The sequence below is a fragment of the Streptomyces sp. SYP-A7185 genome (assembly GCF_046103685.1).
Lineage (GTDB): Bacteria > Actinomycetota > Actinomycetes > Streptomycetales > Streptomycetaceae > Streptomyces.
Window position 1 is genome coordinate 8,577,909 of the sequence record NZ_CP122310.1, and the last position, 11,382, is coordinate 8,589,290.

Consider the following 11,382-nt stretch of genomic DNA (forward strand, 5'->3'; position numbering starts at 1 on the left):
CCGTGGCGCTCTCGCCCCCGTGGCCGCTCTCTCGCTCCCCCTCGCTTTCTCGTTCCCTCACGCCTCGACGCGTTCCCGCTCCTTCGCATGCCTCGAACCGGCCGGGAAGCGGCGCTCTTTGAGCTGCGCCGACTTCTTTCCGCTCCGAGAACATCTAACGCCCGCCCCACCGAAGGGATCTCGACCCATGACCACGACCGCACCCGCAGCAGCGACCGTCCCCGCGCCCCCGGAAGCGCCCGCCCCGGCCGAGTCCCTCACCATCCAGAAGGTGGGCGGCCGCATCGGCGCGGTGATATCCGGCGTACGCCTCGGCGGCGACCTCGACGGGGCCACGGTGGCCGCCGTGCGCGCCGCGCTCCTCGCCCACAAGGTCGTCTTCTTCCGCGACCAGCAGCACCTCGACGCGGAGAGCCACGAGGCCTTCGCCCGGCTGCTCGGCACCCCCGTCGCCCACCCCACCGTGCCGTCGGTGGACGGCCGTTACGCCCTCGGCATCGACAACGAACACGGCGGTCGCGCCAACCAGTGGCACACCGACGTCACCTTCGTGCCCGCCTACCCGGCGTTCTCCATCCTCCGCGCCGAGGTCATCCCGCCGTACGGCGGCAACACCCTGTGGTCCAACACCGCCGCCGCGTACAAGGACCTGCCCGAGCCGCTGCGCGTCCTCGCCGACAGCGTGCGCGGCGTGCACACCAACGACTACGACTACGCCGCCACCCGCCCCGAGGCCTCCTCCGCGGCCCTCGAACAGCACCGCAAGGTGTTCACGGCGGTCAAGTTCCGGACCGAGCACCCCGTGGTCCGCGTCCACCCCGAGAGCGGTGAACGCACCCTGATCCTGGGCAACTTCCTGCAGAAGCTCAGCGGTTTCCGGGCCGCCGACTCCCGCGCCCTGATCGACGTGCTCCAGTCGCACGTGGAGCGCCCGGAGAACACGGTCCGCTGGCAGTGGCGCGCGGGCGACGTCGCCATCTGGGACAACCGCGCGACCCAGCACTACGGGGTCGACGACTCCGACGACCACGAGCGCACCCTGCGCCGCGTGACCATCGACGGCGACGTGCCGGTCGGCGTGGACGGCCGCCGCTCGGTCCTGCTGGCCCCGCAGTCGGTGCCCGAGCCCGGCCACGGCATCGCGTCCGGCGCCTCCACGGACGGCGCGGTCGCGGAGGCCTGAGCCGTCGGGTGTCCCCCTTCGGCCATGAATCGGCACGCCTTCAATAAACCTGCACATCGAATGCGCAGCCCGGTCACGCCATTCGGCGAACGCTCCACGAAAAGCCCTTGTGTATTGACCACAGAACTTTCGCTTTGATGCGAGAGTGTCCGCTTTGGTGGAAGGAGTCCTTCCGCTCGCGGGATTTCCGTCTGTGAATCTTGTGAAGGAGCTGCTCCCGAGCGGTGAACATGCCTGCACGCAGCGGTGATTCGATGCCGCAAGCGCCGCCGGACGCCGTCTCGTCGATTGGATGTACGACGTGCGAACGTGCTTTGATCCTGGCCACCGCGGAATTCGCACCTCAGATTCCGCAGTGTTGGAAAGACCTTTGCACCATTCATGAGAAGGGCAGCTCACACCATGAACCACACCCCCCAGGTCGAGACCCTCGAGATTTCCGACGCCGACCTCGACAACGTCTCCGGTGGCCTCGTCGCCGGTGTCGCGGGCAACGTCACCAGCACCGTTGACTCCATCGCCCCGGTCTCGGGCGTCGTCGGCGGCGTCGTCGGCACCGTCGAGGGTGTCACCGGCCTGAACACCGGCGCCGTCACGGGCCTGGCCTCCGGCCTGACCGCTGGTCTCTGAGCCTCAGCTCACTGAGACGCCATGATGCGTGAGCCCCGGAACCATTGGTTCCGGGGCTCGCGGACGCCACAGGCAAAGTAAAGGGAAGCGTTCCGTGCAGTTCCGCCAACAGGCCCTGTCCAAACTGCAGTCGCCCGAGGAACTCGACCTGCCGGTGCGCTACGCCCGACCCCAGGGCCTCCTCGTGCTCGCCGTCACCCTCGTCGTCATGGCCGCCGCGAGCGTCTGGGCCGTGACCGGCTCGATCGCCTCCACCCTGCGCGCGCCGGGCATCCTCACCCACGGCCAGGGCAGTTACGTCCTGCAGAGCCCCGTCACCGGACAGGTGACGCGCGTGCTCGCCGAAGAGGGGAAGCGGGTCGCCGCGGGCGCTCCGGTGCTCAAGGTCCGTACGGAGCAGGGCGACAAGGTCGTGCGCTCCATCGCCGCGGGCCGCGTGACCACCCTGGTCGCCAGGATCGGCACCGTCGTCACCACCGGCGCCGACGTCGCGACCGTCGAGCGCGTCCCGGGCGGCGACGACCCCCTCCTCGCGATGCTCTACGTGCCCGCCGACAGCGCCGCCACCGTGCCCGTCGGCGCCTCCGTGGACCTCACGGTCCAATCCGTGCCCACCGAGGAGTACGGCATGCTGCGGGGCCGCGTGAAGGCCGTCGGGCGCACCGCCCAGAGCACCCAGAAGATCAGCGGATTCCTCGGCGACAAGGAACTGGCCGGGCAGTTCACCAAGGACGGACCCCCCGTGGCCGTCCTCGTCTCGCTCGCACGCTCCTCGGCCACCAAGTCCGGCTACGCGTGGTCCACCGACGGCGGACCGCCCTTCGCGCTCGACTCCATGACCCTGGCCGACGGCGCCCTGCACCTCGCCGAGCAGCGCCCGATCGATTGGCTGCTTCCGTGACCGCACCCCACCCCTCCCCGGCACACCAGCAGCAACTGCCGCCCCCCGGCGGCCGGCGCAGACACCGCCCCGAGCCCCCGCGGCGCGGCCGCCGCCGCGCCGCCGCCCCGCGCCCCGCGTCCAAGGGCAAGCGGCACAAGACCGTCCGTACCCCCACGGTCCTCCAGATGGAAGCCGTGGAGTGCGGCGCCGCCGCCCTCGCCATGGTCCTGGCGCACTACGGACGCCACGTCCCGCTGGAGGAGCTGCGCATCGCGTGCGGAGTGTCCCGCGACGGCTCGCGCGCCAGCAACCTCCTCAAAGCGGCGCGCAGTTACGGGCTCACCGCCAAGGGCATGCAGATGGAGCCGGCCGCGCTCGCCGAGGTGAAGGCCCCCGCGATCCTCTTCTGGGAGTTCAACCACTACGTCGTCTACGACGGCACGGGCCGCCGCCTCGGCCGGCGCGGCGTCCACGTCAACGACCCCGACAAGGGACGCCGCTTCGTCCCCTCCGAGGACTTCGACACCAGCTTCACCGGCGTCGTCCTGGTCCTGGAACCGGGCGAGGACTTCCGCCCCGGAGGCCGCAAGCCCGGCGTCCTGCGGGCCCTTCCGGCGCGCCTGCGCGGCACCACCGGCACCATGCTGGCCGCGCTCTTCGCCAGCCTGCTGCTCGTCGCGGTCGGCGCGGCCCTGCCCGCGCTCAGCCGCACGTACATCGACCTGTTCCTGATCGGTGATCAGACATCCCTGCTGGGTGCGCTGTTCGCGTCCATGGGAGCGATGGTGGCGCTGACCGTCGTCCTGACCTGGCTGCAACAGGCGAACCTGCTGCGTGGCCGCATCATCTCCTCCACGCTGAGCAGCGCCCGCTTCCTGCGCCATCTGCTGCGCCTGCCCGTCACGTTCTACGCCCAGCGCAGCCCCGCCGACCTCGTCCAGCGGCTCGCGTCCAACGACGCCGTCGCCGAGACCCTGGCCCGCGACCTGACCGCCGCGGGCGTCGACGGCATCGTCGTCCTGCTCTACGCGGCGCTGCTGTGGACCTATGATCCCCAGCTCACCCTCGTCGGCGTCGGCATCGCGCTGCTGAACATCGTCGCGATGCGCGTGGTCATCCGGCTGCGGGCCACCGGCACCCAGAAGCTGCGCGCCGACAGCGCCAAGCTCACCAACACCTCGTACACCGGCCTTCAGCTGATCGAGACGATGAAGGCCACCGGCGGCGAGAACGGCTACTTCCGGCGGTGGGCGGGCCAGCACGCCACCACCCTGGAGGAGCAGCAGCGCCTGGGCGTGCCCAGCGCCTGGCTCGGCGTCGTCGCGCCGACCCTGGCCACCCTCAACAGCGCGCTGATCCTGTGGATCGGCGGCCTGCGCGCGGTGGAAGGACACCTGTCGATCGGCCTGCTGGTCGCCTTCCAGGCCCTCGTCACCCGCTTCACCGCGCCGATCACCCGCCTCAACGGCGTCGCGGGCCGCATCCAGGACTTCGGCGCCGACGTCGCCCGCCTCAAGGACGTGGAGAACTTCCCCGTCGACACGCTCTACTCCCGTCCCGCACCGGAAGCGAGCACCCGCCGCCTCAAGGGCCACGTCACGCTGGAGAACATCACCTTCGGCTACAGCCCCCTCGACAAGCCGCTCCTGACCGGCTTCTCCCTCACCGTCGGCCCCGGCCAGCAGGTCGCGCTCGTCGGCGGCTCCGGCAGCGGCAAGTCCACCGTCTCCCGGCTGATCTCGGGGCTCTACAGCCCCTGGGAGGGCGTCATCCGCATCGACGGCCGGCGCCTCGAGGACATCCCGCGCGGGGCGCTCGCCGCCTCCGTCTCCTTCGTCGACCAGGACGTCTTCCTCTTCGAGGGCACCATCCGCGACAACGTCGCCCTGTGGGACCCCTCCATCCCGGACGACGCCGTCGTCGCCGCCCTCAAGGACGCCTGCCTGTACGAGGTCGTGGCCCGCAGGCCCGGCGGCATCCACGGCCGCGTCGAGCAGGACGGCCGCAACTTCTCCGGCGGGCAGCGCCAGCGCCTGGAGATCGCGCGCGCCCTGGTCCGCCGCCCCAGCATCCTCGTCCTCGACGAGGTGACCAGTGCCCTGGACGCGCAGACCGAGCAGGTCATCATCGACAACCTGCGCCGCCGCGGCTGCGCCTGCGTGGTCATCGCCCACCGCCTGAGCACCGTGCGCGACAGCGACGAGATCGTCGTCCTGGACCACGGCTCGGTCGTCGAACGCGGCCGCCACGAACACCTCGTCGCCGCCGGCGGACCCTACGCCGACCTGGTCAAGGAGCACTGAGGTGACCTCGGTACCGGAGCAGTACACCCAGGCCGCGTACGACGACGCGGTGGCCGCCGCCTTCGGCGCGCTCGGCACCCCCGCCGACTGCACGGGCCTGCGCAGCGTGCACCTCGAAGGCCCGCAGGTCCTGTGGCTGGTCGTGGCCGGCGCGCTCGACCTGTTCGCCGTCGACGCCGTGCAGCAGGGGCACTGGCACTTCCTGGGCCGCCTGGAGCCGGGCACCTTGCTCCTCGGCCCGGTCGAAGGCCCCCAGCACACCCTCGTCGGACGCCCCCTCCAGGGCTGCGAGCTGCGCCGCATCCCGCTGCGCGAGCTCTACCGCCCCGACTACGGCGACACCTGGGCCTACGAGCAGCAGTACCCCAGCCAGTACGACACCCAGGACCAGGCCCTGAGCCTCCTGGAGCATGCCTTCGCGCTCGGCATCGGACGCAGCCACCGGGTCCTGTTCGAGGCGCCGCTCGACGGCCGCACCCTGGGCGACGACGTGGTGACCGACGACGACATCCTGTGGATGCCGGTCGCGCCGGGCAGCGTGCAGTACGGCTCGGCCTACAGCACGGAGGCCGCGGGCGACCTGCTCGTCGACGCCTCCATGTGGCAGCGCATGGTCAACCAGCAGTACCGGCTGCTCGCCACCCTCGACCGCTGGATCGAACGCCTGGAGCGGGCGCACGAGGACCGCACGGCGGCCGGCATCAAGGCGGGCGAGACGGTCCGCGAGCAGGCCGACCGGACCCTGATCGCCTCCATCGGCCGCTCCGGCAGAAGCGGCACGCGCCGCACCGGAGCACGGGAGGGCGACGACACGACGTACGCGGCCTGCCGCCTGGTCGCCGACGCGGCGGGCATCACGCTGTCCGATGCCGCCGAGGGCGGCGCCGTCAGCGACCGGATCGACCCGGTGGAGCAGGTCGCGGTGGCCTCCCGCATCCGCACCCGCGCCGTACGGCTCGACGGGCGCTGGTGGCGCGAGAACGCGGGCCCGCTGGTGGGACACCGCGCGGCCAGCGGGCAGCCGGTCGCCCTGCTGTGGCGGCGCGGCGGCTACGAATCGGTGCACCCCACCTCAGGGCGGCGCCTGCGCGTCGACGAGACCAACGCCGACGAGTTCGAGCCGCAAGGGGTCATGTTCTACCGCCCGCTGCCGGAGCGGACGCTGACACCGTGGCGGCTCTTCCGCTTCAGCCTGCGCGGCACCGGCGGCGACGTCCGCAACCTGGTGATCGCCGGCCTGGTCACGGTCGCGATCGGAGCGCTCGTGCCGATCGCGACGGGCCAGGTGCTCGGCGTGTTCGTCCCCCACGGCGAGAAGAGCCTCATCGTCCAGGTGTCCCTGGCGGTGATGATCACGAGCATCGTCTCGGCGGCCTTCATGCTGCTCCAGAACCTCACCATCCTGCGGATGGAGGGCCGCATGGAGAGCGCGCTCCAACCAGCGGTCTGGGACCGGCTGCTGCGCCTGCCCACCCGCTTCTTCGCCTCGCGCTCCACGGGCGAGCTGGCGAGCGCGGCGATGGGCGTCAGCGCGATCCGCCGGGTCCTTTCGGGCATCGGCCCCGTAGCCCTCCAGTCCGGCACGGTCGCCGCGATGAACATCGTCCTGCTGCTGCTCTACAGCGTCCCCCTGGCCTTGGCCGCCCTCGCGATGCTGGCCGTCATCGCGGGCGTGTTCCTCACCTTGGGCCTGTGGGAACTGCGCTGGCAGCGCCGCCTGGTCGAGCTCTCCAACAAGCTGAACAACCAGGCGTTCCAGACGCTGCGCGGCCTGCCCAAACTCCGGGTCGCCGGGGCGGAGAGCTTCGCGTACGCGGCCTGGGCGGGGGAGTTCGCCCGCAGCCGGGAGCTCCAGCAGCGCGCCGGCCGCATCAAGAACGTGACGACGGTCCTCAACTCCGTCTACCTGCCGCTGTGCACGCTCATCATGTTCGTCCTCCTCGCGGGCCCGGCCCGCGGCAGCCTCACGGCCGGGGAGTTCCTCACCTTCAGCACGGCGGTGACGATGCTCCTGACCTCCGTCACCCAGCTCACCGGGGCGCTGATCTCGGCCGCCGGGGTGCTCCCGATGTTCGAGCAGATCAAGCCGGTGCTCGACGAGGCGCCCGAGGTGCGCGGCGCGAGCACCCAGCCGGGCGAACTCCAGGGCGAGATCGAGGCCCGCTCGCTGTCCTTCCGCTACGCCGACGACGGCCCCCTGGTCCTGGACGACGTGTCCCTGTCCATCCGGCCCGGCGAGTTCGTCGCGGTCGTGGGCCCCAGCGGCTGCGGCAAGTCGACGCTGCTGCGCCTGCTGATCGGCTTCGACCAACCGGTCTCGGGCAGCGTCCTGTACGACGGCCAGGACCTGTCGGCCCTGGACCAGGCGGCCGTGCGCCGCCAGTGCGGCGTGGTCCTGCAGAACGCCCAGCCGCTCACCGGCTCGATCCTGGACTGCATCTGCGGCGCCGAGACGTTCACGCAGGAAGAGGCGTGGGAGGCCGCGGCCATGGCGGGCCTCGCCGAGGACATCAAGCGCATGCCGATGGGCCTGCACACGATGATCTCCGGCGGCGGAGCGGTCTCCGGCGGCCAGCGCCAGCGCCTGATGATCGCCCAGGCCCTGATCCGCCGCCCCCGCGTCCTGTTCTTCGACGAGGCCACCAGCGCCCTGGACAACGAGACGCAGCGCACGGTCATCGACAGCACCCGCGCCCTGAACGCCACCCGCGTCGTCATCGCCCACCGCCTCTCCACGGTCATGGACGCGGACCGCGTCGTCGTGATGTCGGAGGGACGCGTCGTCCAGCAGGGTCCGCCCGGGCAGTTGTTGGCGGATACTGGCGGACGACTGCATGAACTGGTGCGGCGGCAGATGCAGTGACGCGGCCGGGCCGGCGGGGGCCCGTCTCCCGGCGAGAAGCCGGGCCGCCTCACCGCGCGAGCGCGAGAGGGAGGCGGCGGGTCGTGGCCCTGTTTCTGTTCCTGGTCATCCTGATCGGCGTGATCGCCGCCGCCGGACTCGTCGGCCACGGCTTCAGCGCCCTGGCGCGGCGCGCGACCCGCCGCCCGAGCGCGCAGGTCCTGCTGTCCGCCTTCGCCGCCTTCACGGGCGCCGCCGCGGTCGGCCTCGGCGTCTGGGGAGCCCTGCATGTCGCCGCGGAGGCGGTGGCCGCGGCGGACGGCGGCACGGAGTCGAGCCCGCTGCGGACGTTCGACGTTCCCGGTTACGTCGCCCCCACCGCTCTGGCGCTGGCCGCCACCGCCGTGGGGCTCGCCATCTGCGCGGGGTTCGTGACGGAGCTCGGTATCCGTTCCAGGACGCCGCCCGCGAAGACGTCGTACAAGGGCAGCGTCTCCAAGTGAACGTAGCCGATGTGGCAGTCGCAGACCGTCAGCGGGCAGGGGCGCGGTTCCAGGGCGCGCCGGTAGGAGCCGTCGTAGAGGTTGCCCAGTTCCGAACGGACGAAGTGGCAGCGGCGGACCGTGCCCTCGCCGTCCACGGAGATGACGGACTCGCCCGTGCGGCAGGGCATTCCGGCCGAGCGGTGCGGATGGCGGCTGTAGGCGAACAGGGGGTCGAGGGCGGTCCAGCGGGCGGCCTCGTCGTCGGTGTAGGTGTGGCCCTCCGCGGCGTTCACCCACAGGTAGACCTCGGCGGGCAGCTCGGCCCGCAGACGCCGGGCGTCCTCCAGATGACCGGTCAGTCCCACGACGCCGACACTGAAGCGCACCCCCCGCTCGGCGAGTTGACGCGTCTTGGCGAGGAAGCGGTCGTAGGGGGTCTGACCCGGGTGGTACGTGCACCACAGGGCGACGGTGTCGAGGTCGGCCTCCGCGAGCCAGTCCGTGCGGCAGCTGAGGTTCGTCTGGATCGCCACCCGCTCCACGTGCGGCTCGTGGGAGAGCTCGACCAGCGCCCGCCGGTACCAGGACCGCACCAGGCCCTCGCCCCAGGGCGTGAAGAGCACCGAGAGGCGGTCGCCGCGCTGGGCCTTGGCCCAGTGCGTGAAGCGCTCAAGGGCCGCCCGGTCCGCGCGCAGCTGCGCGGGGGTGTCCCGGCGCTTGGCGAACGGGCAGTACGGGCAGGCGTAGTCGCACGAGGCCAGCGGGCCGCGGTACAGGAGCGTCAGGTCCATGCTCGGTGGGGTCATCGTGCGCGGGCTCACTTCAGCTCGTAGGCGGCCATCGCGGCGCGCACCGCGGCGGAGAACAGCTCGGGGCCGATCGCGTCGGAGTGCGCGAGCCCTTCCGGCGTCAGGCGCAGCAGCCCGTGGGCCGGCTCCTGCTCCGGTTCGAGCCAGCCCCGGTCCGCGAACCGTGTGAGCTCGGCGGGGAAGTCCTCGTACGGGCTGGTGCCGAACCGCTCGCGGTAGTCGGCCAGCGGCATGCCCTGCGCCTGGAGCAGCGACTGGAGGAGATGGCGGCGGCGGGCCTCGTCCCCGTCGACCCGGCGGCCGTGCACCGCGCCGCCGAAGTCCTCGGTGGCGGTGTAATCGTCGATGATCGTGCGGATCTCGCGCAGGTCGACCGCGTAGTCGAAGGAGTAGTGCAGCGACGACGTGTACGAGCGTGCGCCGCAGCCCAGGCCGATCATGCCGTCGGTCTGGCAGGCGTGGTCGTCCGCGCCCTGCGGGGGCGCGTCCGCGCGGCGGAACATGCGCATCGACACCTGGACGTACCCCTCGGCCAGGAGGTGGTCGCGGCCCTGGCGGTAGAGGCGCAGCCGCTGCTCGTCCCAGTCCGCGTCGCTCAGCGCCGTGCCGTGCTTGCCCAAGCCGGTCAACGGCCGCACATAGAGCGGGTAGAGGTAGAGCTCCTCGGGCCGCCAGGCGAGGGCGGCGTCCAGGGAGGCGCGCCAGCTGTCCCGCGTCTGGCCGTCGATCCCGTAGATCAGGTCGATGTTGAGCACCGGGATGCGGGCGTCCCGCACCCGGCCGAGCGCCGCCTCGACGTCCGCCCGGCGCTGGGGACGCACGGCCGCGCGTGCCTCGGCGTCGACGAAACTCTGCACGCCCAGGCTCAGCCGGGTCGCCCCGCGCTCGGCCAGGACGGCCAGCCGGTCGGCGGTGGCCGTCGCGGGTGAGGCTTCCACCGAGAGGGGGATCGCCCGCAGGTCGGCGCCCATGCGCTCGGCGATGTCGCACAGCCGCTCCAGCTCCGCGGCCTCCAGATAGGTGGGCGTGCCGCCGCCGAACGCGGCGTTGGCGAAACCCACCGGCGCCGCGGCACCGCCTTCGCCTTGGCCTTCGATCAGGGCGTCGCGCACCGCGGTGGCCTGCCGGTCGAGGGCGTCGAGATAGCGGGTGGTCAGCTCGCCGGGCGCGCCGATGCGCGTGAACAGGTTGCAGAACCCGCAGCGGACCTCGCAGAAGGGTATGTGCAGATAGAGGGAGAGCGCGTCCTTGGGCTCCGCCGCCCACAGGGTGCGCAGCCGGGGCCGGTCGGGCAGCGGACGGTAGGCGGTCTTGTGCGGGTAGGCGTAGACGTAGCTCTGGTACGGGCGTGTGGTGGCCGGGTCGAGAAGCTGCGGTGTGCTCATGCGGACGGCTCCAGGAAGAAGTGGGCGTACGGCACCGTCCACACGGACGCGTGCCCGAGGCGATGGCCCACGTAGCCGTCGTCGCCGTAGGCCGTGCCGTGGTCGGAGCAGACGACGGCGAAGCAGCGGCGGCGCGAACTCATGGCGGCGAAAAGACGCCCGATGTGCCGGTCGACGTACTCCAGGGCCGCCGCGTGCGTCGCGCGGCTGTCCCCGGCTTCGGGGGTGGCGCCGTGCTGGTGGAACCAGTTGGGCTGATGCAGCGCGGACACGTTCAGGAACAGGAAGAGCCGCTGGTCGTGGGGGAGTTCGGCCACCACCTTCTCGGCCCGCTCGACCTGCGCCTCGAACGAGGTGGGCGAGGCCACGCCGAACTCCGGCTCCCAGTGGCTCTCCTGGAAGAGCCCCGGCAGTACGCCGCCCAGGGCGCCCTGCTTGTTGAAGAAGCCGACCCCGCCGACGCACACCGTGCGGTACCCGGCGGCCGCGAGCCCGGACACCAGGTCGGGGGTGTCGAAGACGAACGTGCGCCCGGCGGTCGTCTCGCTCCCCGCGAACCGTGCGGCGAACAGCCGCGGGTGCGGTCCCGGAGCGGCGGGCGTGGGCAGGAACCCGGCGAACATCGCCTGGTGCGAGGCGTAGGTGAAGCTGCCCGGCGCGTGCCGCCGCTCCCAGACACCGCCCGGCAGATGGCGGGCCAGGTGCGGGATGCGGCCCGCGGCGGCGAGCTCGGCGGCCACGTCGTGGCGCAGGGTGTCGAGGGTGACGAGGAGGAGATCGTCACGACCGACGACCTCGTTCATGTCGGGAGCTTCGGGAGCTTCGGGAGCTTCGGGAGCTTCGAGGGCTTCGGGAGCTTCGA

The 11,382-nt window shown here is 72.0% G+C and carries 8 protein-coding genes; 5 read left to right on the plus strand and 3 right to left on the minus strand.

From position 1 onward, the window contains the following. Window positions 1–187 precede the first annotated feature (187 nt). The 5 genes from QBL25_RS37585 to QBL25_RS37605 all read left to right on the plus strand — a co-directional run bounded on the left by QBL25_RS37585 (window position 188) and on the right by QBL25_RS37605 (window position 7,862). Window positions 188–1,183 (plus strand): TauD/TfdA dioxygenase family protein, encoded by a 996-nt coding sequence (locus tag QBL25_RS37585; RefSeq protein WP_409061426.1) that lies wholly within the window; start codon window positions 188–190, stop codon window positions 1,181–1,183. Between the two features lie 402 nt (window positions 1,184–1,585). Next, on the plus strand, window positions 1,586–1,813 hold the full coding sequence (locus QBL25_RS37590) for a type A2 lantipeptide (RefSeq protein ID WP_409061427.1): 228 nt from the start codon (window positions 1,586–1,588) through the stop codon (window positions 1,811–1,813). 94 nt (window positions 1,814–1,907) lie between these two features. Next, a complete protein-coding gene (locus QBL25_RS37595) occupies window positions 1,908–2,714 on the plus strand; it encodes an HlyD family efflux transporter periplasmic adaptor subunit (protein WP_409061428.1) in 807 nt (268 codons plus the stop codon). Then, window positions 2,711–4,999 (plus strand): NHLP family bacteriocin export ABC transporter peptidase/permease/ATPase subunit, encoded by a 2,289-nt coding sequence (locus QBL25_RS37600; protein WP_409061429.1) that lies wholly within the window; start codon window positions 2,711–2,713, stop codon window positions 4,997–4,999. The genes QBL25_RS37595 and QBL25_RS37600 overlap by 4 nt, the downstream gene beginning before the upstream one ends. A gap of 1 nt (window position 5,000) precedes the next feature. Beyond that, entirely contained in the window at window positions 5,001–7,862 is a 2,862-nt protein-coding gene (locus QBL25_RS37605; RefSeq protein WP_409061430.1) for an NHLP bacteriocin export ABC transporter permease/ATPase subunit, read from the plus strand. A gap of 343 nt (window positions 7,863–8,205) precedes the next feature. Here the strand turns inward: QBL25_RS37605 and QBL25_RS37610 are convergent, their stop codons facing one another. From QBL25_RS37610 to QBL25_RS37620, 3 genes are read right to left on the minus strand one after another with little or no spacing between them, the layout of a single operon-like run. Then, entirely contained in the window at window positions 8,206–9,117 is a 912-nt protein-coding gene (locus QBL25_RS37610) for an STM4011 family radical SAM protein (RefSeq protein WP_409062919.1), read from the minus strand. 26 nt (window positions 9,118–9,143) lie between these two features. Next, window positions 9,144–10,520, minus strand: a complete 1,377-nt coding sequence (locus QBL25_RS37615) for an STM4012 family radical SAM protein (protein WP_409061431.1) — start codon at window positions 10,518–10,520, stop codon at window positions 9,144–9,146. After that, window positions 10,517–11,323, minus strand: a complete 807-nt coding sequence (locus tag QBL25_RS37620; RefSeq protein ID WP_409062920.1) for an STM4013/SEN3800 family hydrolase — start codon at window positions 11,321–11,323, stop codon at window positions 10,517–10,519. Before QBL25_RS37620 ends, QBL25_RS37615 begins: the two co-directional genes overlap by 4 nt. Window positions 11,324–11,382: the final 59 nt, after the last annotated feature.

Coding starts and splice junctions, on each gene's coding strand:
- QBL25_RS37585 (WP_409061426.1), top strand. CDS start 188: ATGACCACGACCGCACCCGCAGCAGCGACCGTCCCCGCGCCCCCGGAA.
- QBL25_RS37590 (WP_409061427.1), top strand. CDS start 1,586: ATGAACCACACCCCCCAGGTCGAGACCCTCGAGATTTCCGACGCCGAC.
- QBL25_RS37610 (WP_409062919.1), bottom strand. CDS start 9,117: ATGGACCTGACGCTCCTGTACCGCGGCCCGCTGGCCTCGTGCGACTAC.
- QBL25_RS37615 (WP_409061431.1), bottom strand. CDS start 10,520: ATGAGCACACCGCAGCTTCTCGACCCGGCCACCACACGCCCGTACCAG.
- QBL25_RS37620 (WP_409062920.1), bottom strand. CDS start 11,323: ATGAACGAGGTCGTCGGTCGTGACGATCTCCTCCTCGTCACCCTCGAC.